The sequence below is a fragment of the Actinoplanes sp. CA-252034 genome (genome assembly GCF_050956125.1).
Classification (GTDB): domain Bacteria; phylum Actinomycetota; class Actinomycetes; order Mycobacteriales; family Micromonosporaceae; genus Actinoplanes.
In genome coordinates, this window is record NZ_CP191846.1 from 3,395,653 (window position 1) to 3,419,395 (window position 23,743).

Genomic DNA, 23,743 nt, shown 5'->3' on the forward strand with positions numbered 1-23,743 from the left:
AGGGCAGGTCTGGGTATCCGCCGCGGATTCTTAGCCGGGAGGTAGAGGCATGAAGTTCGTCTACGACTTCGCCGAGGGCAACAAGGACCTCAAGGATCTGCTGGGTGGCAAGGGCGCCAATCTCGCGGAGATGACCAATCTGGGCCTGCCCGTGCCTCCCGGCTTCACCATCACCACCGAGGCGTGCCAGCAGTATCTGCACCACGGCACCCACGTCGACGGGCTGGCCGCCCAGATCGACGAGCACCTCGCCGCGCTCGAGGAGAAGATGGGCCGGCGCCTCGGCGACCCGGCCGATCCGCTGCTCGTGTCGGTGCGGTCCGGGGCCAAGTTCTCCATGCCCGGCATGATGGAGACCGTCCTCAACGTGGGCCTCAACGACGCCTCCGTGGACGGGCTGTCCCGGCAGGCCGGCGGCAACGACCGGTTCGCGTGGGACTCGTACCGGCGGCTCATCCAGATGTTCGGCAAGACCGTCTGCGACGTGCCCGGCCACGAGTTCGAGCAGGCCCTCGACGACGCGAAGACCGCCAAGGGCGTCCACGACGACGTGCAGCTCGACGCCGACGATCTGCGGGCGCTGGTCGCGGCGTACAAGAAGGTGTTCGTCAAGCACACCGGCCACGAGTTCCCGCAGGACCCGCGCGAGCAGCTCGACCTCGCCACCGAGGCGGTGTTCCGCTCGTGGAACGCCGACCGCGCCGTCCTCTACCGCCGCCAGGAGCGCATCCCCACCGACCTGGGCACGGCCGTCAACGTGGTCGCCATGGTCTTCGGCAACCTGGGCGCCGACTCCGGCACCGGCGTCGCCTTCACCCGCGACCCGGCCACCGGCGAGCAGGGCGTCTACGGCGACTACCTGTCCAACGCGCAGGGCGAGGACGTGGTCGCCGGCATCCGCAACACGCTGCCCCTGGCCGACCTGGAAGGGCTCGACAAGAAGTCCTACGACGAGCTGATGCAGATCATGGCCACCCTGGAGGGCCACTACCGGGATCTGTGCGACATCGAGTTCACCATCGAGCGCGGCAAACTGTGGATGCTGCAGACCCGCGTCGGCAAGCGCACCGCGGCCGCCGCGTTCACCATCGCCGCCCAGCTCGTCGACGAGGGCGTCATCGACCTCGACGAGGCGCTGCACCGGGTCAGCGGCGCCCAGCTCGGTCAGCTGATGTTCCCCCGCTTCGACCTGGCCGGCTCGCCCTCGTCCCTGACGCGGGGTGTCGGCGCCTCACCGGGAGCGGCCTACGGCCACGTCGTCTTCACCTCACAGCGGGCCGTCGAGGTGGCGGCCGAGGGGAAGCCGGTCATCCTGGTACGGCGCGAGACCAACCCCGACGACCTGCCCGGCATGATCGCCGCCAACGGCATCCTGACCAGCCGCGGCGGCAAGACGTCACACGCCGCCGTCGTCGCCCGCGGCATGGGCAAGACCTGCGTCTGCGGCGCCGACGAGATGGTGGTCGGCCGCGACTCGTTCACCATCGGCGCGGAAACCGTCCGCGAGGGCGACACGATCTCCATCGACGGCACCACCGGCCGGGTCTACCTCGGCGAGGTCCCGGTCCGCCCGAGCGAGGTAGTGCAGTACTTCGAGGGCGACCTGGACCCCGCCAACGCCAACGACCCCCTGGTCGCGGCGGTGCACCGGATCATCACGCACGCCGACTCGAAACGCCGCCTCACGGTGCGCACCAACGCCGACACCGGACTCGACGCCGCCCGCGCCCGGCGCTTCGGAGCACAGGGCATCGGCCTGTGCCGGACCGAGCACATGTTCCTCGGCGACCGCCGCGAGCTGGTCGAACGCCTGATCCTCGCGCGCAACGAGACGGACCGCAACGAGGCCCTGGCCGCCCTCCAGCCACTGCAGCGGGCCGACTTCCTGGAGATCTTCCGGGAGATGAACGGGCTGCCCGTCACCATCCGGCTCATCGACCCGCCGCTGCACGAGTTCCTGCCGTCCCTCGAGGAGCTCGCGGTCAAGGTCGCCGTCGCGCACGAACAGGGCCAGCGCGTCGAGCACGACGAGCAGATGCTCGCCGCCGTCCGGCGCATGCACGAGCAGAACCCGATGCTGGGCCTGCGGGGCGTACGCCTGGGCCTGGTCATTCCCGGCCTGTTCGCCATGCAGGTCCGCGCCATCGCCGAAGCCGCCGTCGCCCTGGCCGCCGAGGGCGGCAGGCCACGACCGGAGATCATGGTCCCGCTGGTCGGCGCCGTCCAGGAGCTGGAGACGGTCCGCACCGAAGCCGAGAAGATCATCACCTCGATCGTCGGCGACTCCGGCGTCGACATCCTGATCGGCACCATGATCGAGGTGCCGCGGGCGGCCCTCACCGCCGGACAGATCGCCGAGGCCGCCGAGTTCTTCTCCTTCGGCACCAACGACCTCACCCAGATGGCCTGGGGCTTCTCCCGCGACGACGTCGAAGGCGCCTTCTTCTGGCGCTACCTCGAACTCGGCATCTTCGGCATCTCCCCCTTCGAGTCCATCGACGCCGACGGCGTGGGCCGCCTCGTCCGCATCGCCGCCGAAGAGGGCCGCGCCGCCCGCCCCGGCCTCAAACTCGGCGTCTGCGGCGAACACGGCGGCGACCCCGACTCGGTCCACTTCTTCCACGAGGTCGGCCTCGACTACGTCTCCTGCTCACCCTTCCGCGTACCGATCGCCCGCCTCGAAGCGGGCCGCGCCGCGGTCACATCCGAAGGTTCCGACCACCGCTGACGAGCCGCCCACGGCCGGGTGGTGGTGAGTGCGCGGCGATCCGCCGCGCACTCACCGTGTCGGCCGGGCTGCCCGTGTCGGCCGGGCTGCCCGTGTCCGCCGCGCTGCCCGGTTCGGCAGCGCGGGTCCCGTTTTCGGTGGTGGCCGGTATGGTGGCGCCCGATCCCGCGCTCAGCGGTGCTCGGTTCGGTGGTGCCGGGTCTGGCGGGCGTAGCCCCGGCGTCGGGGTTGGCGGTGAGGGGGCCGGGGTGGGTGGTGCCGGGTCGTCGTTGTCGGTCCGGGTGAGCGGTGTCCCGGGTCGGTGGTCAGGGGCATGTTGCTGACGACCTGTGGGCTCCGTCGACGACCGGCGGCGGTGCGGATCCGGGCGGGCCGGCGCAGTCCGCTGCCCTCACCACGGCGTCGTGCAGGTCGCGGGCGATCCGTGGCCCGGTGACGGCGAGCAACTCGGCGGCCCCGTGTTCCAGCATGGCGGCCGCCACCGTCCAGTCGGTGCGGGCGGCGGCGGAGACCTGACGAACGGCCTCAGCCGACCGGTGCCGGAACATCAGGACCGACATCTCCGCGGACGGCACCTCGTCGCCGGTGGCGGGCCGTCGTCCCGCCGCTTCCCCGCGGCCGGGCACACCGGCTCTTCGGCGCCGGACCGGGCCGGGCTCGTCCAGGAGCGGGCCGTGGTCGGCATAACCGGCATCGGCCAGGATCAACAGCGTCTCCCGGTCGTCGTGGGCGGTCGCCTCGGCACGGACCCGGGCGGCCAGGGCGGCGACGATCGGGGTGTCCGCGTTCTGCCGGACGATCTCGGCGTACGCCGGCAGCCGCCGCCCGTCGAAGCCGTCCGGGACCGGCTCCGGAGCCAGATCGTCGGCGCCGAGCCGATGGGCCCGCGTGGTCCGGGCCGTGATCCGGGCGTGCAACCGATACACCGGATCGGCGACGGGAATGGCGGCGGCTCCCAGCACCTGCTCGTTCGCCGACACCACGGCGGCGACGATCGGCCCGGCCGCCTCCGGGCTACGCCGGACCTCCTCGTGCACGGCGGCGGCCTCGGGATCCGGGCGACGGCCGCAGAGCCGCTGCTCGGTATACACAGCCGAACCGTGACAGGCATACGCCCCCGATACGCCTCTGCGAGTGCCGGAAGCTCGGTGAGCAGCGAATGCCCCAGCCCGGTGGCGAACGGCAGCACCCCGATCGCGGTGTCGAACCGGGCCCGGTGGTCGGGCCGCAGATAGGCCAGGACGTCGCGGTCATGCCGGTCCCGCCCGCCCGGCCGCGACCACGACGGCATCCGGGTCAGCAGATGACGCTGCCGGGACCAGGCGCTCGCCTCCTGATCGAGATCGTGCGCGGCCACCGCGGCCCCGACCAGCGCACACTGGGCGACCGCGGCCTCACCGGGATCCTCGATCAGCGCGGCCAGCGAAGCGGCCGCGGCACAGTCGGCCGGAGCGAGATGATCGACGAACACCCGCAGCAGCCGGGCCAGCGAATGAGGGCTGCCGGCGAGTGGTGCCCGCGGGAGCATCGCCCGCAGCCATCCCGCCGGGGTGAGATAGAGATGGCGGCGGGTGTGCGCGGCCCACCGCGCACGGATCTCCCGCAGAAGGGCCTCTCGCCCGTCCCCGGGAGCACCATGCGCCTGCTCCGGCGGGAACGGCGGCTGCTGCCACAACGGGCCGTCGCGACTCCCGCCGCTGTCCAGCCCGGGAATGCCGCGCTCCCGGCTCCCCAGCCCGGGAATGCCGCGCTCCCGGCTCCCCAGTCCGGGAATGTCGCGCTCCGAGCTCCCCGGCCCGGGGACGCTGCGCTCCTGGCTGTCCAGCCCGGGAATGTCGCGCTCCCGGCCGCTCAGCGTGGCTTCCAGCAGGCTCAGGTAGAGGACTTCGGGCAGGTCGCGGCCGGTGACCAGGGAATCTGCCAGCGCCTGGCCGACGAGATCCAGGAACCGCGCGTCCGAGCCGGTCCTCTCCAGCAACGACAGCCTGAGCCGTCGGTCGAGCACGGTGACGCCGGGTTCGTCGATCGCCGCCATCGCGCCTCCCCATCGATTCAGTTCACTGTGGCGGATGCTACCGGCGGGGTACGACATCGAACGTGCCGTCGAACCTCGGGTGGGTGCCGGGGCACGATCCCACGGAAAATGTCGTAGGCCGGGTCTAACGTCCGAGGGGACGTGTCAACGACGACGACGGAGCGAACCAATGACGTCCACGCTCAACCCGTACCTGACATTCGACGGCAAGGCGCGAGAAGCCGTCGAGTTCTACCACTCGGTCTTCGGCGGCGAGCTGAAGGTCAACACGTTCGGCGAGTTCGGCAGCCCTGATCCGGCGTCGGCCGACCTGATCATGCATGCGCAGCTGGAGACGCCGCAGGGCTACACGCTGATGGCGTCCGACTGCCCGCCCGGTGTGGAGTACAAGCCGGGCGAGAGCATCACGGTCAGCCTGAGCGGCCCCGACGGCGAAACGCTGCGCAACGCCTGGGAGAAGCTGTCGGCCGGCGGCCAGGTCCGGGTGCCTCTGGAGAAGCAGATGTGGGGCGACGAGTTCGGCCAGCTGGTCGACCGTTTCGGTGTCCCCTGGATGGTCAACATCACCCAGTGACGTCCGCGCCCGGGGTGTGCGCGCTAGTGGTGCACACCCCGGCCGACAGTGAGTCCGCGGCGGCGCACATTCCGGCGGTGGTGTGCACCCCGGGCGGCGGTCAGACCGCGGATTCCAGCGCCTCGCGGATGGGACTCAAGGCGGCGAGCGCTTTCGGGAGGCCGTCTTCCCAGAGTTCGCTCCACTCCGAGTCGTCACCGGCCACGCGGTCCAGGGCGCGCAGCGCCAGCGCGGGCAGGTCGTCCGGCAGGTCGAGGGTCTCCCCGGCGGTCAGGAAGCCGGGGGCGTAGGCGGTCCTCAGTGGCGTGCCGGTGGGTAGCTGTGAGGCGATCACCGCGGCCGCCGCGATGGCCCGGTTGGCGGCGTCTCCCTCCAGGTACCCGTCCTCCAGTAGCACCTCGTCGAGGGCCTCGCGGATCACGGCGGCGCGCCGTCCCGGATCGGCCTCCTGAAGGTCGCCGCTCCAGTCAGCGGCATCGTCGTTGTCGAAGGGGCCGAAGTCCCATGTGCCCATAGCGTCTCTCCGGTGGTTCCTCGGTGAACTGGTGTCGACCGGTCCGTTGTGCGGGGTACTCGATTGTTCCTGATCTTCTGATCTCCTGGCTCACCGGACGCCGGACGCCGGACGCCGGACGCCGGACGCCGGACGCCGGACGCGGGGGCGCCGGACGCGGGGGCGCCGGACGCGGGGGCGCCGGACGCCGGGCGCGGGACGCCGGGCGCGGGACGCCGGGCGCGGGACGCGGGACGCCGGGCGCGGGACGCGGGACGCCGAACGAACCGTCGAGGTGAGGCCTGCGATGAGGTGAGGCAGGGCGCGACGAGGTGAGGCAACCAGCGCCGCGGGGAGGTGGCTCCTTGGTCAGAGGCATCCCTTTCCGGCGGTTCAGCGTGCCCCTCCAGATCGCGAACCGGTCATCAAGCCGGGCTCAACGGCCCTCGGGCCTCGTCAGGGCAGTCCCTGCGCCGGTCGAGTCGGTGGCGGCGGGACGGATCGCGCTCGATCGGGCGACGCTCGATTGGCTGATGTTCCGGTGTGAGATAGCGGCTTACGCTGCGTGCCGACGGGAGGTGGTGTTCACGCTCCGTGTCGTTCTTCCGACACGCTCCGCCGACCGGGCAGAATCGTCCCGAATTGGTGCCCGGATTGCTTTTTGCTGCAGTGATGCACGCGCTGTTTGTAGTGGAACGGTCGATCTGAGGCATGTGGATCAACTGTGGCAGCCACCACGTAACGCAATCGGGGGGTTAACTGTCTGAATTCCGTGGTGCATAGAATCCTCGCGAATTCAGCATCGGGCGAGCCGGGGGGCTCGTGCGCCGCCGGGCGGCAGCGATGCTTTCGAGGGGGAGAGCTACGTGACGGTCGAACGGCCGGTCCGCGACTGGAACGGCCTGGTCATTCCGGATCCGGGGGTCTACACCCTGGATGAGGCGCACAAACGAATCGGTTTTGTGGCACAGCACATGATGGTCAGTCCGATTCGGGGGGAATTCGCACAGGGCGCGGCGACCATCGTCGTGGCGACAGATCCGTTGCGCTCATCGGTGAGCGCTTCCATTCGTACCGGCAGCATCAACACACACAACCCTGAACGGGACGCGCATCTGTCCAGTCCGGACTTCCTCGACGTCGTGCGATACCCGACGATGGAGTACCGCAGCACCGGCATCGCCTGGGAGGCGGACAGCGACCCGATCTTCAACTGGGTGCGGTTGCGCAACAACCCGTTGGGCCGCCGCGGCACCGTCGCCGACCTGCCCGCCGCGGCCACCCGCGCCTCCGGCCGTTTCGTGATCCAGGGTTACCTGACGGTCAAGGCGGTGACCAGGCCGATCGACATGCACCTGGAGTTCGGCGGGGCGCGGCGCGATCCGTACGGCCGGGAGATCTTCGGTTTCAGCGCTACCGCCGAACTGGACCGGGAGGACTACGGCCTCCTGTGGAATGTGGCCCTGGAGTCCGGCGGTGTCCTGGTGGGCAAGAAGATCCGCATCGAGTTGGCCGGCGAAGCCATCCGCAACGCATAGCCCCTCGGGAGCCGGGTCTTGTCGCCTGCTTCCCGCCGAAGCCAACGGCCGGCATCCCGTAGGCCACATCTCCTCTCGAGCCGAGCACCGGACGCCAGAATGTGCAGGTCCCGGCAAGCGGGCCGGTTCTCGCCGGCCGTCGCTCAGCCACCGATTCGAGCCCGCATGACCGTGCTTGAGCGACGGCCAGCAGGCTCGGCCGTCGCTCAAGCACGGTTCGCGTTGTGCCAGCCGGGCGGTCCGCCTTCAGCCGGCCGGCTGGTTGGCCTTTAGCCGGCCGGGCGGTTCGCATCGTGCCGGGTGGGTGGTTGGCCAGCCAGCCAGCCAGCCAGCCAGCCAGCCAGCCAGTCGAGCGGGCAGATGGGTTCGCCTTTAGCTGGTCGGGCGGTCCGCCTCCAGCTGGTCCGGCGGTCTGCGTTGTGTTGGCCGGACGGGCCGCCTTGTGCCGGGCCGACGGTTCACCTTCGGCCGGCCGGCCGGACGGTTCACCTTCGGCCGGCCGGCCGGACGGTTCGCCTTTAGCCGGGCGGGCGGACGGGCCGCCTTGTGCCGGGCGGGCAGGCGGTCAGCCCTCGTAGTAGGGGTCGTAGTCCTCGTCCGGCTCCGGCGGGAGGGGCGGCAGGTCTTGATCGTCGAAAGCCGTGACCGCTGCGCCTCCGGAGGACCCCGCCCACGACGGCCGGGACGCGCTTCGACCGAATGAGCGAGTGGCTGGTGCGGAAGACCGGGGTGAGGAAGTGGCCGGTGCTGAAGACCCGGGTGAGGAAGTGGCTGGTGCGGAAGACCCGGGTGAGAGAGGGGAGGCGGCCGCCGTAAGACCGGCGGACGTGGAACCGGCCGCCGGGGAATCCGCAGACCGAGACGCGGACGGCGCGGCTGCCGCCGCGGGAAGGGTTACGGCTGGGGAAGCGGGCCCCGCATCCGTCGCCGTCGGGAACAGGGAATCCGGCGCCTCCGCCGAGAACCCCGCCGGGGGCGGTGCGGCCGGAGAACTGCCCGCGGACGAGGACGGGGCGGCCGGGGCGGGCTCGCCGGTCTCGTCGCCGCGAACCGTGGCCAGGACGGCGTCGCCGAATTTCGTCAGCTTGCTCTGGCCGACGCCGCTTACCGTGCCGAGCTGGGCCAGCGTCACCGGCGCGAGGGCCGCGATGGCACGCAACGTCGCGTCATGGAAGATCACGTAGGCGGGGACGCTCTGCTCCTTGGCGGTGGCACCGCGCCACGCACGGAGCCTCTCGAAGAGTGCCGCAGACTCCCCGGAGAGCTCGGCCGGAGCGGCCTTCCCGGCAGACCCGGAGACGCCGGGCGACCCGGACGACCGCGACCCGCTGCGGGGGCTGCGCGGCGCCTCCCGGCGCATCAGCAGCTTGCGCTCGCCGCGGAGGACCTCGCCGCTCCGGGCGGTCAGTGCCAGCGTCTGATGGTTGGGCTCGATGGCGAGGAAGTCACCGGCGAGCAACTGACGGACCACATTGCGCCACTCGACCTCGCTGAGGTCGCTGCCGATGCCGAAGACGGACAGCTCGTCGTGCCGGAAGCGGCTCACCTTGTCGGTGCGTTTGCCGAGCAGGATGTCGATGGAGTGCTGCGCCCCGAACCTCTGGTTGCGCTCCTTGTGCAGGCGGAACACCGTGGACAGCAGTTTCTGTGCGGGGACCGTGCCGTCCCACGACTCCGGCGGGGTCAGGCACGTGTCGCAGTTGCCGCACGACGCGGGCGCCTCCTGACCGAAATACTGCAGGATCTGTGCGCGCCGGCAGGTGACGCTCTCGCACAGGGCGAGCATGGCGTCGAGGTGGCGCGCGGCGTTGCGCCGGTACGCCAGATCGCCCTCGGACCCCTCGATCATGCGCCGTTGCTGCATGACGTCCTGCAACCCGTACGCGAGCCAGGCGGTCGACGGCAGCCCGTCACGCCCGGCGCGCCCGGTCTCCTGGTAGTAGCCCTCGAGGGATTTCGGCAGGTCGAGGTGGGCCACGAACCGGACGTCAGGTTTGTCGATGCCCATGCCGAAGGCGATGGTCGCGACCATGACCAGCCCGTCCTCCCGCAGGAACCGGGACTGGTTCTGGAAGCGTGTCCGCGCGTCGAGCCCCGCGTGGTACGGCAGAGCCGGAATCCCGTTGGACGAGAGGAACTCCGCGTGTTTCTCCACCGAGGCGCGGGACAGGCAGTACACGATCCCGGAGTCTCCGGCGTGCTCGGTGCGCAGCAGGTCGAGCAGCTGCCGGGCCGGATTGCTCTTGCCGACGATCCGGTACTGGATGTTGGGCCGGTCGAAGCTGGCGGTGAAGTGCCGTGCCTCGGTCAGCTGCAGGCGGGTGGCGATCTCGTCGCGGGTGGCGGGGGTGGCGGTGGCGGTCAGCGCGATCCGTGGCACGTCCGGCCAGCGCTCGTGCAGCATCGACAGCGCGAGGTAGTCGGGCCGGAAGTCGTGGCCCCACTGCGACACGCAGTGCGCCTCGTCGATGGCGAACAGCGAGATCTTGCCCCGGTCGAGCAGCCGCTGGACGGCGGCGGTGCCGAGGCCCTCGGGAGCGACGTAGAGCAGGTCGAGCTCACCGGCCACGAACTCGGCCTCGACCAGGCGGCGCGCGTCGAGATCCTGCGAGGAGTTGATGAAGTCGGCCCGCACGCCGAGCGTGCGCAGCGCGTCGACCTGGTCCTGCATGAGCGCGATCAGCGGCGAGATCACCACGCCGGTGCCGGGGCGGACCAGGGCCGGGATCTGGTAGCACAGCGACTTGCCGCCACCGGTGGGCATCAGCACCAGCGCGTCGCCGCCGTCGATCACGTGCTCGACGATGGCGGCCTGCTCCCCACGGAACGATGGGTAGCCGAACACACGGTTGAGAGCGTCGGTGGCGCTGGACACGGAGATCGAAGGGGCCTCAGTCACCCCGCGAAGTCTAGAGAGCCGAACGGACGACCGGAGTACGCCCTGTGGATGAACTAGAGCCCTGTGGACGACGCCAGCCCGACCAGGTCGAGGATGCGCTGCGCCGGACTGCCCGGTGAGGTGACGATCGTCAGTGGCGCCTTCTCGGCCAGGTGCTGCGCGCTGATCTCGTGCAGCGCCGACACCCCGGCGCTGGCCAGCAGACTCACGCCGGACAGGTCGACGGTCATCGGCACGGTGCCGCCGCGGCTGCGGCGCAACAGCTCCGTGCGTACCTCGAAGGCGCTCGCGGCGTCCAGCGGACCGTCGATCCGGACCCGCGCCTCGTCCCCACCGGGAAGCTCGGTGATCGTCAGTTCCGCGCCGCGCGAGGCCGGGACCGGCGAGGAGAGCGACGAGGAGAGCAGCCGTGCCGGGCGCAGCAGCGGATGCCGCACGGTGGCGATCGTCCCGGTCCCGCCGGGCTCCACCCGCAGGCTCTGCACCAGCTGCGCGGTGAGCGCGAGGCCGCGCCCGCGGGTCGGCCGGCGCTCCGGCGCGCGCCACCCGCCGTGGTCGGTGACGGTCGCCTCGACCAGCCCGGACGCCAGCAGCCGGGCGCGGATCTCGACGACGTCGTCGCCGCCGCCGTGCTCGATCGCGTTGGTGACCAGCTCACCGAGCGCGTGCTGGAGCACGAAGACGTCCTCTCCGGCGGCGCCGACGGCGGCCAGCCAGGCGCCGATGTCCCGCCGTGACCTGCCGAGGACCTCCGGCTTCGCCGCCAGATCAAGGGCCAGCTGGGGTACGACGGCAACGCGCTGAGCCGCCAGCAGGGTGATGTCGTCCGCGTGCCCACCGGAGCGGACCAGCAGTTCGAGCGTCTGCGTGCAGACCCGTTCCGCCACGGTGGCCGACGGATCGTGCAGGGCCCGCCCGGCCGCCGCGTCACCTGCCACGTGGGCGAGCTCGGCGTCGGGGTCGGTCGCGGCGCCCGGCCGTTCGAGGATCCCGTCGGTGTAGAGCAGCAGCGTCTCCCCGGGTCCGAGCCGGTCGTGCCGGATCGGGAAGGCCCCGCCGGTGCCGAGCGGGGCGCCCCGCGTGCCGTCGAGGTAGCGGGCCGGACCGTCCACCGGGATGACCAGCGGCGAGGGGTGCCCGGCCGTGCAGTACGACAGCTCCCCGCTCCCCGGATCGAGGACGACCAGGCTGACCGTGGCCGCGTGCGCCGCACGGACCCGCCCGGCCAGCCGGTCCGCCGCGACGAGCGCCTCGGTGATGCTCGCGCCGGCGTCGAGCCGTTCCTGCAGCACCGCCCGCAGCTGTCCCATCACCCCGGACGCGGTCACCCCGTGCCCGACGACGTCCCCGGCGACCAGCGCTATGCGCCCGTCCGGGGTGGTGACCGCGTCGTACCAGTCGCCGCCGGCCCGGGTGTCGGCGTCGGCGAGCAGATACGCCGCCGCCACCTGCAGCCCGGGCAGCACCGGCAGGCCGGCCGGCAGCAGCTCCCGCTGGAGCGCGTCGATCACGTCGCGGGTCTGCTCGTACCGGCGGCGCTGGCGTTCCGCCTCGGCCTCGGCGGCCTGCCGTTCCCGGGCCAGTTCGGTGACGTCGAACGCGGCGCCGATCACCCCGCGCATCGAGCCGTCCGCGTGCCGCCACGGGACCAGCGCGAACGTCGCGAACATCTCACCGACGGAGCCGTCCGGCTGGTCCAGATGGACCCGCCACTGCCTGCCGCTGATCGTCTCCCCGGTCCGGTAGACCTCGTGGAACGCGTCCACGAACTGCTGCCCGGACAGGTCGCTGAGCACGTCACGGATGGTCCGGCCGACGAGCTCACGGCCGGGCAGGACCGCCCGGGTCGCCGCGTTGCCGCCGACGACCACCAGGTCCGGCCCCTCGGACACGATGACGATGAACGGCAGCTGGTCGACCGCGGCGATCATCGCGGCCCGGTCGCCGGCGTCCGGCGTGTCCCATCCCGTCACCCTGCCCATCGTGCCGGACCCGCGGACCGATGGCTTGCAACGTCACTCGGCCAGGGGCAGATCGATGGTGTGAGCGGTGTGCGAGGCCTTCACCGACAGGTAGCGGACGTTGGCCGCCGACACGTGCACGCCCGTCGGGATCCGCTGAGTCACGTCGATGCCCAGGTCGGCGAGCTGGCCGGCCTTGTCCGGGTTGTTGGAGAGCAGCCGGATCCGGGTCGCCCCGAGTCCGAGCAGCATCTGCGCGGCCGCCGTGTAGTCACGCTCGTCCTCGCCCCGGCCCAGCGCCACGTTCGCCTCGTAGGTGTCGAGGCCGTCGTCCTGCAGGGCGTACGCGTCGAGTTTTGCGTACAGGCCGATGCCCCGGCCCTCCTGGCGCAGGTAGAGCAGGAACCCGCCCTGCTCGGCGATCCGCTCCACCGCCTCGCGCAGCTGCGGCCCGCAGTCGCAGCGCTGGCTGCCGAACACGTCGCCGGTCAGGCACTCGCTGTGCGGCCGGACCAGCGGGGCCCGCCCGCCGGCCGCGGACTTGGTCAGGGCCCGTTGCCAGTCACCGAGCCCGAGCGCGAGATGCTCCTTGCCGTCGGCCAGGCCGTCGAAGGTCATCACCCGGGCGGTGGTGGCGTAGCCGTCGGGGAACCGCAGCGGCACAGTCACCTGCCGCCGGATGCCGGCCTTGGTAACGGTCGTGGCTTCGAACATCGGTCCTCCTCGTGTGGTTCCCACCGAACTCGGCACACCGGTGATCCTCTGCCCAGAGTTCGGTCTCCGCACACGGGGATTATGGTGAGGGCCGATACCTGGAGGCGTCATCGGTGGCTGAGCGTCCTTACATCTTGCTGAGTTGTGGCATGTCCATCGACGGCTATCTCGACGATGCCACGGAGGGGCGGCTGCTCCTCTCCAACGACGCCGATTTCGACCGGGTCGACGCGGTGCGTGCCGAGTGCGACGCGATCCTGGTCGGCGCCGGGACGATCCGTCAGGACAACCCGCGATTGCTGGTGCGCTCCGCCGACCGCCGCGCCGAGCGGGTCGCGCGAGGGGAAGCCCCCGACCCGGTGAAGGTCACCGTGACCGGCAGCTGCCACCTCGACCCGGAGGCGTCGTTCTTCACCACGGGCGCGGCCGACAAGCTCGTCTATTGTGCGACGTCCACGGTGGACGACGCACGCAAGCTGCTCGGCGAGCATGCCACGGTCATCGCCGGGGGAGACCCGGTGGACGTGCGGGTGGTCGCCGCCGACCTGGGCGAGCGCGGGGTGCGCAGGCTCATGGTGGAGGGCGGCGGGCACATGCACACCCAGTTCCTGACCGCCGGTCTCGCCGACGAGTTGCAGCTGGTGGTGGCGCCGTTCTTCGTCGGTGACTCGCGGGCGCCGCGGTTCGTCCACGACGGCGCCTTCCCGTGGGGGCCCGACAACCGGGCCCGGCTCGTCGAGGTCCGCCAGATCGGCGACGTGGTGCTGCTGCGTTACGCGCTGTCCGAGCGGTTCGGGCACGATTGAGCCGAGGGCCGGCCCTTCCAGGAAGGCCGGCCCGGTTGTTCCCCACCCTTCGGTCAAGCCGCGACACCACCGGAGTAGGCGGGCTGCCGTGCGCCCACTCGTACCAGCGCGGGAATCGTCCGGGTGACCGGAAGTGGCACGACCACCGGGACCGCCGCCATCGCCGGCGCCGGCCTCTGGACCGCCGGCCGGTGAGTCGCCGTCGAGGGCACCGGCAGCGCGGGCGTCGGCTGCGAGGGCGTCGGCCCCTGCTGGGGGGCGGCCTGCTCGACACGGCGCGCCAGCAGCCGTGCCACCAGCACCGCGGCGCCCGGAGCGGCCGCCACGAAGGCCAGGATGCCGTACGCCACCGCGATCGTCAGGCCCTGCGCCGCGCTCAGGCCGGCGGCGCCGAACGCCCAGGCCATCACCCCTTCGCGGGGACCCCAGCCGCCGATGTTCACCGGCAGGCCCATGGCGATCAGCGCGAGCAGCAGCAGCGGCGCCAGCTCCACCAGCGTCGCGGCGCTCCCCGCGGCCCGGGCCGCCACCATGAACGTCGCCAGATGCCCGGCCAGCACCGCCGCCGACGCCACCAGCACGCCCGGCCCGTTGCGCCGCGACAGCAGGCCCGCGCGAATCTCGCTCATCCCGGTCCGGGCCGCGCCGGCCGCCTTGGAACGCCCGGCTCGCAGCCTGCGGAGACCGAGAACGATCAGGACGCCGGCCACCGCGATCCCACCGGCGACGGCGGCCGTCTGCGGCCCGTGCGCGGACAGGAGGTCAAAGACCGGCGAGGGTACGGAGACGAGCACCGCCACACCCACCAGGAGCAGCACGATCTGTCCGGCCGTACGCTCCAGCACCACGGCCCGGACCCCGCGGCCCAGGTCGCCCTCGCCCTTGCCGTGCCGCACCGCCCGACCGACGTCGCCGAGGATCCCGCCCGGCAGCGCGGCGTTCAGGAACAGCGCCTGGTAGTAGTCGGCGGTCGCGTCCTTCAGCGTCAGCCGCATCCCGAGGCCGCGGGCCACCAGGCACCACCGCCACGCGCTGAGCAGTGTGGTGGCGGCGCCGATCCCCAGTGCCGCCAGCAGCGCGCCCGCGTCGAGAACCCGCAGCCCGTCCAGGAACGCGCCGGTCCCGAGCCGCCACATCACCAGAGCCAGAATGCCGGCGCCACCCATCAGGCGCAGCCAGGCCCAGATCGATCGGTTCACGTCCATCGTCCCCTCGTAGCTTCCGAGGACTAGTACGCCCGGCCGACGCCCCAGGGTTCACTCGAAGATCGCCAAAACATCCTTGTGACCCACCGAAGCGTGCGGAAGTGCTGCCAGACGGCGGTCCAGATAGTCGCCGACGGGCAGGTCAGGGCGCTCCTCGACGGCCGCGCCGACCCAGCCGCGCAGCCATTCGGCGGTCAGTGCGGGCATCGCCGGGCTCAGGCGCCAGGGGCTCGGGCGGACCGTGACGGTCGCTCCCACCCTCGTGAAGGCGTCCACGGCGGCCTGCGCGGCGTCCGGGCCGAGCAGCCGCCGACCGTCGACCACCCGGCGCTGGTGGGCGTTGAACGCCGCCTCGATCTCGGTGTCGAGCGGATCCTGCGGCGCCAACTGCACCTCACCGGTCACCGACAGGGTGAACAGGACCGGCACCCGCGCCTCGGCGCACACTCCGGCCAGCCGTTCCACCTCCTCGGTGGTGAGCAGGTCCAGCAGGGCCGAACAGGTCACCAGGTCGGTGCCCGCCAGCTCCGCCGGGGTGAGCTCGGCGACATCCAGCTGCTGTGTGCTGACCGTCACACCCTTAGGCATGCCCGCGGCGGCCCGTACGAGCAGTGCCGGATCCCGGTCCGTCATGATCCAGTGCTGGCCGGGGCCGAGCCGGGGCGACAGCCAGCGCCCCAGCGAACCGGTCCCGCAGCCCAGGTCGCGGACCGTGCGGACCGTTCCGGGCAACAGGTCCAGCAGGTCCAGCGCCCGCGCGGCGGCGTCGGCCGGTTCGCGCAGCGACAGCCACGCGGCGCTGAACTCGCCCTCGTCGCTGATGGTGGCCCCCTCGGCGCCGCCCGCCTCCCGGTGACCGTCCGGCCCGGTCTCGCTGAACGGGCCGGTCCGGGGGCCGGCGCCGGGCAGCGGACCGCCCAGCCGTCCCTCACCGGTCACCAGCGGCGTCCCCGATTCGATCTTGCCGTGCACCTCGGTCATGTGTGCCTCCTCGGCATCGTCGTTCTCATGGGCCTCGTGGTTCTCATGGGCCTCGTCGTTCCCGTCGGCATCTTCTTATCGCCGGTCAGAGGCCGGTCAGCACCCGGGCCAGGCGGCGGGCGGCCTCGTCCCAGCCGGTCAGCGTGTCACGGCGTGCCCGTGCGTGCGCGCGCCACCGTCGGCGCAGCTCACCGTCGGTGAGCCAGTCGCGCAGGGCGGCGGCCAGGGCGTCGCGGTCGTTCGGCGGGATCAGCCGTCCGGGGATTCCGCCGCCGGGTGCGGCGCCCAGCGCCTCGGGGACCCCGCCGACGTCCGCGGCGACCACTGGCAGGCCACGGGCCAGGGCCTCGGTCACCACCATGCCGTACGTCTCGGCCCGCGACGGCAACACGAACAGATCGGCATTCGCGTACGCATCGTCGAGGTCCGTCCCGTTCAGCGCGCCGACGAACCGCACGGCGTGCTCGTCCGGCCCCGTTACCGGGCGGGGCGTCCACGTCGGTGCCAAGAATCCGGTCGTGTTGAGCGTCAAGGCCTTCGGAGGCGGCACGTCCAGGGCGGGAATCCGGCCGGCGCCCGCGACCGTGCACGTCCACGACAGGTCGGGCAGCTGCTGCAGGGCGGTGATCAACAGGTCCTGGCCCTTGCGCGGGGTCAGCGACGCCACGTTGAGCAGGCGGTGACCGGTGGGGGAGGGCTCGGCGAGCGGGGCCGGATCGACCCCGGGAGCGACCGCGTGCACGCCGGTCATGCCGTGCAACTCCTCGACGCGGCGGGCGGCCGGCTCGCTCGTGGCGACGACCGTGGCGGCCAGGCGCAGGGCGTGGGACTCGAGGGCGCGCAGCTCGGCGGCGTCGTGGTCGGCGAGGCCGGTCTCGTCGCTGAGCGGCAGGTGGACCAGGACGGCGAGTCTCAGGCGGGTGGAGTGGGGTTCGAGCAGGTCGGGGACACCGCAGGCGATCAGGCCGTCGAGCAGGACCAGGTCTCCGTCGGGGATAGCGCTGAGCAGTGTGGCCAGGGCCTGCCGGTCAGGTTCGGCGGGGCGGGGCCAGGTGCCGCCGAAAAGATGCTCGCGCACGTCGAACACGGCCGCGTCACCGAGGCGGTGGTCGCGCCCGTCGTAGGCGGCGCCTTCGGTCGTCGTGGGCGCACGCTCCGGCCTCTTGCGCGCGGCGGGGAGGAGTGGCCGTACCTCCGCATGGTCTTCGGAAGAGGGACCACCGGAGACCTCGGGCGAGCGGGTCTCCGCGGGTTCTTGCAGCCGCCGGAGGATCTCGCGGTCGTAGCGGTTCCCGCCGCTCGGTGCCGCCGGGTCGTCGATCGACGCCGGCAGCACCGCGTGCAGCGGGAAGGTCACAGGTCTCGCTCGTAGGTCGCCCAGGCGATGTGTGACTCGTGGAGGGTGACGGACAGGCCGGACAGGCCGGTGGCGCCGGGGCCGAGCTCGCCGGCCTGCGCGCGGACGGCGAGACGGTCGGCGATGACCTTGGCGAGGAACTCGGTGGACGTGTTGACGCCGGTGAACTCCGGGTCGTCGTCGAGGTTGCGGTAGGAGAGCCCGGAGCAGATGTTGTGCAGCTGCTCGCTCGCCCGGCCGATGTCGACCACGATGTTGTCGTCGTCCAGCTCGGGGCGGCGGAACGTCGCATCCACCACGAAGGTGGCGCCGTGCAGGCGCTGCGCCGGTCCGAAGACCTCGCCGCTGAAGCTGTGCGCGATCATGATGTGATCGCGGACGGTGACGCTGAACAAGGGCTACTCCTCAGGTGTGTTCCGGTGCGGTACTACGGGTACCCGATGCGGAAAGATCAAATCGGGTGGTGGATGACGTGACAGAGCGCCTGGAGCGTGCCGTCGGCGAGTCGCGGCAGCACCCCCGGTAGGTCGTCGAAGTCGCTGTGGCCGGTGATCAGCGCATCGAATCGCGCGTCTTCGAGGAGCTCCAGGGCGACCTGGAAGCGATCGGCGTAGGTCCGGTGGCGGGTGGGGGAGATGCCGCCGACCTGGCTGCTGCGGATCGTCAGGCGGCGGCTGTGGAAATTCTCACCCAGGGGTACGGTGATCTGCCGGTCGCCGAACCAGCTCAGCTCGACCAGGGTGCCCTCGGCGCGGAGCAGTTCCAGGCCGCGGTGCAGGCCCGCTTCGGTGGCGCTGGCGTGGATGACCAGGTCACGGTCGCCGCGCGCGTCCTCCGGCACCGCGAATCGGATGCCGAGTGACGCGGCCAGGTCGCCCCGGGTGGGATCGATGTCGACCAGCTCGACGTCCGTGGCGGGCAGGCCGGCCAGGACCGCCGCGACCGAGGCGCCGACCATGCCGCCGCCGATCACCGTGATCCGGTCGCCGATCTGCGGCGCCGCGTCCCAGACCGCGTTCACCGCCGTCTCCACCGTGCCGGCCAGCACCGCACGCGCCGCGGGCACCCCGTCCGGGATCACCGTGACCGCGTCCGCCGGCACCACGTAGCGGGTCTGATGCGGGTACAGGCAGAAGACCGTCCTGCCGATCAGCTCCGGAACGCCCGCCTCGACGACGCCCACGTTCAGGTAGCCGTACTTCACCGGGCCCGGGAAGTCGCCGGCTTGGAACGGGGCGCGCATCGCCGCCCACTGGCTCTCCGGGACACGGCCCTGGAACACCAGCGTCTCCGTGCCGCGGCTCACACCGGTGTGCAGAGTGCGCACCATCACCTCACCCGGACCGGGATCGGGCACCTCCTCGGTGCGTATCTCCCCGGTTCCCGGGCAAGTCATCCAGAAGGCACGCGCCGTCAAAGTGTTCCCTTCCCTCGGTGAACCGAAAGTCCCCGGCGAGCGTGTTGATCGGGGACAGCGGCTTAAACCCTATGCCCAGGAGGACCGGTGACCTTCAGTACCGCCACGACCACGACGAGTCCGTCCCGGGCTCCGCTGGCCGGGTTCGCCGCCCAGCTGCTGCTGCTCGCCGCGCTCGCCGGTTCGGTCGGGTTGAGTGTCTGGGGCTGGCTGGCCGGTGTGGCGTACGGGGCGGTCCTGTGCGGTCTGCTCGGCTACGCGCTACCGCGCGCCGGGATGACACGGCTGGGGTGGGCGAACACCGTCACGTTCGGCCGGGCCATCCTCACCGGCGGGGTCACCGCGATGGTCTTCACCCCGGGCGCCCCGGCGGCGCTGCTGGTCACCATCGCCGCTGTCGCCCTCGCGATGGACGGCGTCGACGGCCAGGTGGCCCGGCGCACCGGCACCAGCACGGCGCTCGGCGCACGTTTCGACATGGAGATCGACGCCTTCCTGATCCTGGTGCTCAGCATCTACGCCGGCGCCCAGTACGGCTGGTGGGCGGTCGCGATCGGCGCCTTCCGCTACGTCTTCGTCGCCGCGTCGTGGGCGCTGCCCTGGCTGAACGCCGCTCTGCCGCCCCGCTTCGGCCGCAAGGTCGTCGCCGCCCAGCAGGGCGTGATGCTCGCCGTCGTCGCGAGCGGCCTGCTCCCGGAGTGGCTGTCCGTGCTCGCCCTGGCCGTCGCGCTGGCCTCGCTGACCTGGTCGTTCGGCCGGGACATCGCCTGGCTGCACCACGCGTCCCGGATCCGCTCGGCGGCCCGTAGCCGCTGGTCCGCCCCGCACCGCGAGCACGCCCTGGTCGGCTAGGGAACGCCGCCGGGAGCCACCCCGGCTCTCAGCCGGCGGGGAAGCGGCGGGACAGCACGGTGAGGGCCAGGCGGCCCCACGTCAGGTTCTCGCGCTCGAAGATGATGCCCCGCTGCAACGTCAGGTACGGGCCGATCCGGTTGCCGGTGGCCAGGAACTCGTCCTCGGTGCGGCCGTTCAGGATCTCGGCGAGGCGCTGCTCGTACGACTCCAGGCGGCGGGTGCTCGACTCCAGGCGTGACTCGATCGACGACCGTACGCTCGCCACGTCGGCATGGGCCAGCGCCTCGATCTGCACGAGCAACTCGTCGCGTACCGTCGTCGGTCTCGGATCCTGCCTGGTGAAGGCCGTCAAGGCCGCCCGGCCCGCGTCGGTGAGGGAGAAGAGCCGTTTGTCGGGCCGTTTCTCCTGGGCCACCACCCGCGCGACGAGCAGCCCGTCCGTCTCCATCCTGTCCAGCTCGCGGTAGAGCTGCTGCGACGTGGCGGTCCAGAAGTTGGCGACCGACACGTGGAACTGCTTGGCCAGCTCGTATCCGGAGGCCTCCCGGTTGATCAGGGCGGCCAGCACGGCGTTGCGTAGGGACACGGTTCTGAAGGTTACGACCCGCGCGGCCGGAACTCGGGCGCCGTCCTGGTCGTCGCCGCCCGCTGCAGGATCTTCGTGTTGCGCCGCAGGAGCAGCAGCCGCAGCTGTTCGCGCCGCTCCCGGGCGAACGTGCGGCGAGCGCTCGACGTGACCGCGCCGTCGAACAGCGTCTTCGCGGCGGCCAGCGCGTCCGGGGAGCGGGTCGCCAGCCGCCGGGCGAAAGCGGTCGCCGCCTCGATCGGGTCGTCGTGCACCTCGGTGACCAGACCGAGCCGGGCCGCCTCGCCGCCGTCGATCTGCTCGGCGGTCATGGTGAGCCGCTTCGCCACGTCCAGGCCGACCACCTCGATCAGGCTGCGCACGCCGGTCATGTCGGGGATGATGCCCCACTTGCCCTCCAGCACCGACCACTTCGAGTCAGCGGTGGCGAAGCGGAAGTCGGCGGCCAGCGCGATCTGCAGACCACCGCCGTAGCAGTGCCCGTGCACGGCCGCGATCACCGGGACCGGCACCCGCCGCCACGCCCAGCACGCCTCCTGGAACAGGTTCGTGCCACGCCACGGCGCCGGCACGAAGGCCCGGGCGATCCGGCGCGGCTGTTTCATCGTGCCGGCGATGTCCAGGCCGGAGCAGAAGGAGGGGCCGTCGCCGGCGATCACCACGGCCCGCACGTTCCGGTCGCGGCGCAGCGTACGGGCCGCACCGACCAGCTCGGTGAGGGTGTCGAGGGTGAGCGCGTTCAGCTTGTCGGGCCGGGACAGGCGCACGTGCGCGATGCCGTCGTCGATCCGTGTGGTCACCAGGGTCATCTGTGTCCTCAGATCCGGGCGGCGAGCTCGGTCGCCTGTTTGATCGCTCGTTTCGCGTCGAGCTCGGCGGCCACGTCGGCGCCGCCGATCACGTGCACGTCCACACCCCGCGCCGTCAGTGGCACGACCAGGTCGTTCACCGACTCCTGGCCGGCGCAGACGACCACGGTGTCGACCGCCAGGGTGCGGGACTCCCGCGCCGACTTCGGGTCCTTCGGGTTCACCGGGAGGGTGATGTGCAGGCCCGCGTCGTCGACCCGGACATATTCCACCCCGCCCAGCATGGTCACGCCGGAGTCCTGCAGCGTCGCCCGGTGCACCCAGCCGGTCGTCTTGCCCAGGCCCTTGCCGAGTGTGCCCGCCTTGCGTTGCAGCAGATGCACCTCGCGGCGCGGTGGGGCCTCGACCTTCGTCGACAGGCCGCCGCGCTGCTTGTCCGGATCGGTCACGCCCCAGCGCTGCATCCAGTGCTCGGCGCTCTCGCCCGGCTCGTGCAGCAGGAACGCGGCCACGTCGAAGCCGATCCCACCCGCGCCGATCACCGCGACTCTGTCGCCCACCTCTGCGGAGGAACCGATCAGCTGCTGGTAGCTGAGCACCTTCGGATGGTCGATGCCCGGGATCGGCGGGATCCGCGGGGTCACCCCGGTCGCCACGATCACGTGGTCAAAATCGGTCAGGTCGTCGGCGGTGACCCTGGTGTTCAGGTGCAGCGCGACCCCGCGTGTCTCGATCATGTGCCGGTAGTAGGCCAGCGTGTGCGCGAAGTCCTCCTTGCCGGGGATCCGTGCCGCCAGCGTGAACTGCCCGCCGATCCGGTCGGCGGCCTCGAACAACTCCACCCCGTGACCGCGGCCGGCGAGCTCCACGGCCGCCGCGAGGCCGGCCGGGCCCGCCCCGACGACGGCGATCCTCTTGCGGGTACGGGTGGGGAGAAGGACCAGTTCGGTCTCGTACGCGGCCCGCGGGTTCAGCATGCACGTGGCGCGCTTGTTGCTGAACGTGTGGTCCAGGCAGGCCTGGTTGCACGCGATGCACGTGATGATCTCGCGCTCCCGGCCGCTCGCCGCCTTGTTGACGAACTCGGCGTCGGCCAGCAGCGGGCGCGCCATCGACACCAGGTCGGCGTCCCCGGCGGCCAGGATCTCCTCGGCGATCTCCGGGCGGTTGATCCGGTTCGACGCGATCACCGGCACGTCCACCTCGCGCCGCAGCTTGCCGGTCACCCACGCGAAGGCGGCCGGCGGCACCGACGTCACGATCGTCGGCACCCGGGCCTCGTGCCAGCCGATGCCGGTGTTCAGGATCGACACGCCACGATCCTGCAGGCCACGCGCCAGGTCGACGGTCTCCTCCCAGGACTGGGCGTCGTCGACGAGGTCCAGCAGGCTGATCCGGTACTGCACGATGAAGTCGTCGCCGACCAGGTCCCGGGTCCGCTTCACGATCTCCAGCGGAAACCGCATCCGCTTCGCGGCACTGCCACCCCACGCATCGGTACGGGTGTTCGTGCGCGCCGCCAGGAACTGGTTGATCAGGTAGCCCTCGGAGCCCATGATCTCGACGCCGTCGTAGCCGGCCCGTTTCGCCAGCGCCGCCGCCCGCGCGAACGCCGTCGCCGTCCGGTCCACCTCACGGGTGCTCATGGCCCGCGGCTTGAACGGCGTGATCGGCGACTTCCGCCCCGACGCGCCCCTGCTGAACGGGTGGTAGGCATATCGCCCCGCATGCAGCACCTGCAACAGGATCCGGCCGTCGTGCTCGTGCACCGCGCCGGTGACCACCCGGTGCGCCCGGGCCTGCGCGGCCGTGGTCATCTGGCTGCCGAACGGGAGCAGCCAGCCCCGCCACGTCGGCGCGTAACCGCCGGTGACGATCAGCGCCGTACCGCCCCGGGCCCGCTCCGCGAAGAAGGCGGCGAGCTTCGGCAGGTCCCTTTTCCGGTCCTCGAGCTTGGTGTGCATCGACCCCATCACGACCCGGTTGCGCAGCGTCGTGTGCCCGAGATCGAGCGGGCTGAGCAACGTCGGGAAAGCGCCGGTCATTCTGCCTCCTCGCAGCCACCAGTAGGCCGCAGCATAGACAACAAATCACCTATGCAACAAGTTGCCTATTGGCGGCGGTCCGGCCTGATCAGTCCGGCGCGCTCAGCACGGCCGCGACGCTGTCCACATACCACCTCTCGAACCGGTCGACCGGCCATCCCCGCTCGCGCACCAGCCAGTCGTAGTTGCGGATGTCCTGGGCGAGCCACAGCATGTCGGCGGCCCGCTCCCGGCTCGCCAGGACCTCGCCGGTGGCGGCCAGATCGGCGGCGAACATCTCCATGCCACGGCGCCGGTCCTCCAGGTTCTTGCGCCAGATCGCCGCGGCGTCGGCGTCGGCGGTCGCCGCCCCGGCCAGCGCGAGCATCACGTGCACCTGGCGAGCATGCGTCTCGGCGAGATGCCGGGCATACCGGGTGAGCTTCGCCCGCAAGCCGGTCAGCGCGCGGATGTCGGCGACGAACGACCGCTGCGCCATCGCCACCTGCTCGTCGTCGCCGACCAGGGTGACGTCGACGAGATCGGAGAGCAGCTGGCGCTTGTTGCCGAAAACCGCATACACCGTCTGCACGGCGACACCCGCCTCGGTGGCCACGGCGGTCAGCGGCGTCGCTGCGTAACCCGGGTCGACGAACAGTCTGGCGGCCGCGTCGAGGATCGCCCGCCGGGTCTGGCGGGCCTGTTCCTGGCGGCGGGGCGAGACGTAACGCCGGTTGACAGCCACGCCTGCATCGTAGTCC

Annotated in this window: 19 protein-coding genes; 5 read left to right on the forward strand and 14 right to left on the reverse strand. The window is 71.7% G+C overall.

From position 1 onward, the window contains the following. Window positions 1–49: 49 nt before the first annotated feature. Entirely contained in the window at window positions 50–2,728 is a 2,679-nt protein-coding gene (gene ppdK / locus ACQPZW_RS15205; RefSeq protein WP_433795518.1) for a pyruvate, phosphate dikinase, read from the forward strand. Between the two features lie 305 nt (window positions 2,729–3,033). Here the strand turns inward: ppdK and ACQPZW_RS15210 are convergent, their stop codons facing one another. Next, the gene (locus ACQPZW_RS15210; RefSeq protein ID WP_433795519.1) at window positions 3,034–3,819 is read right to left on the reverse strand and encodes a hypothetical protein; all 786 of its coding nucleotides are present in this window, start codon (window positions 3,817–3,819) and stop codon (window positions 3,034–3,036) included. A 1,113-nt stretch (window positions 3,820–4,932) separates the two neighbouring features. Here ACQPZW_RS15210 and ACQPZW_RS15215 point away from each other — a divergent pair. Next, window positions 4,933–5,337: a VOC family protein gene (locus ACQPZW_RS15215; protein ID WP_433795520.1), complete on the forward strand. Its 405-nt coding sequence runs from the start codon at window positions 4,933–4,935 to the stop codon at window positions 5,335–5,337. A gap of 100 nt (window positions 5,338–5,437) precedes the next feature. On the opposite strand, the gene ACQPZW_RS15220 is transcribed toward ACQPZW_RS15215, so the two are convergent. Continuing rightward, the gene (locus tag ACQPZW_RS15220) at window positions 5,438–5,851 is read right to left on the reverse strand and encodes a DUF4259 domain-containing protein (protein WP_433795521.1); all 414 of its coding nucleotides are present in this window, start codon (window positions 5,849–5,851) and stop codon (window positions 5,438–5,440) included. Window positions 5,852–6,696: 845 nt separating this feature from the next. Here ACQPZW_RS15220 and ACQPZW_RS15225 point away from each other — a divergent pair. After that, entirely contained in the window at window positions 6,697–7,368 is a 672-nt protein-coding gene (locus ACQPZW_RS15225; RefSeq protein WP_433795522.1) for a YceI family protein, read from the forward strand. A gap of 565 nt (window positions 7,369–7,933) precedes the next feature. Here ACQPZW_RS15225 and recQ read toward each other — a convergent pair. Genes recQ through ACQPZW_RS15240 form a run of 3 tightly spaced genes read right to left on the reverse strand, consistent with a single transcriptional unit; the run spans window position 7,934 to window position 12,942 of the window. Beyond that, on the reverse strand, window positions 7,934–10,267 hold the full coding sequence (gene recQ, locus ACQPZW_RS15230) for a DNA helicase RecQ (RefSeq protein ID WP_433795523.1): 2,334 nt from the start codon (window positions 10,265–10,267) through the stop codon (window positions 7,934–7,936). A 53-nt stretch (window positions 10,268–10,320) separates the two neighbouring features. Then, on the reverse strand, window positions 10,321–12,240 hold the full coding sequence (locus tag ACQPZW_RS15235; RefSeq protein ID WP_433795524.1) for a SpoIIE family protein phosphatase: 1,920 nt from the start codon (window positions 12,238–12,240) through the stop codon (window positions 10,321–10,323). Window positions 12,241–12,282: 42 nt separating this feature from the next. Then, complete coding sequence (locus ACQPZW_RS15240; RefSeq protein WP_433795525.1) at window positions 12,283–12,942, reverse strand: GTP cyclohydrolase II; 660 nt, start codon at window positions 12,940–12,942, stop codon at window positions 12,283–12,285. A gap of 113 nt (window positions 12,943–13,055) precedes the next feature. On the opposite strand from ACQPZW_RS15240, the gene ACQPZW_RS15245 reads away from it, so the two are divergent. Further along, on the forward strand, window positions 13,056–13,748 hold the full coding sequence (locus ACQPZW_RS15245; RefSeq protein WP_433795526.1) for a RibD family protein: 693 nt from the start codon (window positions 13,056–13,058) through the stop codon (window positions 13,746–13,748). 53 nt (window positions 13,749–13,801) lie between these two features. On the opposite strand, the gene ACQPZW_RS15250 is transcribed toward ACQPZW_RS15245, so the two are convergent. The 5 genes from ACQPZW_RS15250 to ACQPZW_RS15270 all read right to left on the reverse strand — a co-directional run bounded on the left by ACQPZW_RS15250 (window position 13,802) and on the right by ACQPZW_RS15270 (window position 18,687). Next, window positions 13,802–14,953, reverse strand: a complete 1,152-nt coding sequence (locus ACQPZW_RS15250; RefSeq protein ID WP_433795527.1) for a lysylphosphatidylglycerol synthase transmembrane domain-containing protein — start codon at window positions 14,951–14,953, stop codon at window positions 13,802–13,804. A 51-nt stretch (window positions 14,954–15,004) separates the two neighbouring features. Further along, window positions 15,005–15,934: a class I SAM-dependent methyltransferase gene (locus ACQPZW_RS15255; protein WP_433795528.1), complete on the reverse strand. Its 930-nt coding sequence runs from the start codon at window positions 15,932–15,934 to the stop codon at window positions 15,005–15,007. Between the two features lie 85 nt (window positions 15,935–16,019). Further along, a complete protein-coding gene (locus ACQPZW_RS15260; RefSeq protein WP_433795529.1) occupies window positions 16,020–17,291 on the reverse strand; it encodes a glycosyltransferase family 4 protein in 1,272 nt (423 codons plus the stop codon). Further along, on the reverse strand, window positions 17,288–17,686 hold the full coding sequence (locus ACQPZW_RS15265; RefSeq protein WP_433795530.1) for a 6-pyruvoyl trahydropterin synthase family protein: 399 nt from the start codon (window positions 17,684–17,686) through the stop codon (window positions 17,288–17,290). Before ACQPZW_RS15265 ends, ACQPZW_RS15260 begins: the two co-directional genes overlap by 4 nt. A 56-nt stretch (window positions 17,687–17,742) precedes the next feature. Next, window positions 17,743–18,687 carry a zinc-dependent alcohol dehydrogenase gene (locus ACQPZW_RS15270; protein WP_433795531.1) on the reverse strand — a complete coding sequence of 315 codons (945 nt, stop codon included), beginning with the start codon at window positions 18,685–18,687 and terminating at the stop codon, window positions 17,743–17,745. Window positions 18,688–18,795: 108 nt separating this feature from the next. On the opposite strand from ACQPZW_RS15270, the gene ACQPZW_RS15275 reads away from it, so the two are divergent. Beyond that, window positions 18,796–19,560 carry a CDP-alcohol phosphatidyltransferase family protein gene (locus ACQPZW_RS15275; protein ID WP_433795532.1) on the forward strand — a complete coding sequence of 255 codons (765 nt, stop codon included), beginning with the start codon at window positions 18,796–18,798 and terminating at the stop codon, window positions 19,558–19,560. Between the two features lie 28 nt (window positions 19,561–19,588). Here ACQPZW_RS15275 and ACQPZW_RS15280 read toward each other — a convergent pair whose 3' ends face one another. The 4 genes from ACQPZW_RS15280 to ACQPZW_RS15295 all read right to left on the reverse strand — a co-directional run bounded on the left by ACQPZW_RS15280 (window position 19,589) and on the right by ACQPZW_RS15295 (window position 23,727). Further along, a complete protein-coding gene (locus ACQPZW_RS15280) occupies window positions 19,589–20,149 on the reverse strand; it encodes a PadR family transcriptional regulator (protein ID WP_433795533.1) in 561 nt (186 codons plus the stop codon). An 11-nt stretch (window positions 20,150–20,160) separates the two neighbouring features. Next, the gene (locus ACQPZW_RS15285; RefSeq protein ID WP_433795534.1) at window positions 20,161–20,958 is read right to left on the reverse strand and encodes a crotonase/enoyl-CoA hydratase family protein; all 798 of its coding nucleotides are present in this window, start codon (window positions 20,956–20,958) and stop codon (window positions 20,161–20,163) included. Window positions 20,959–20,966: 8 nt separating this feature from the next. Further along, window positions 20,967–23,003 (reverse strand): FAD-dependent oxidoreductase, encoded by a 2,037-nt coding sequence (locus ACQPZW_RS15290; RefSeq protein WP_433795535.1) that lies wholly within the window; start codon window positions 23,001–23,003, stop codon window positions 20,967–20,969. A gap of 88 nt (window positions 23,004–23,091) precedes the next feature. Next, window positions 23,092–23,727 carry a TetR/AcrR family transcriptional regulator gene (locus ACQPZW_RS15295; protein ID WP_433795536.1) on the reverse strand — a complete coding sequence of 212 codons (636 nt, stop codon included), beginning with the start codon at window positions 23,725–23,727 and terminating at the stop codon, window positions 23,092–23,094. Window positions 23,728–23,743 lie beyond the last annotated feature (16 nt).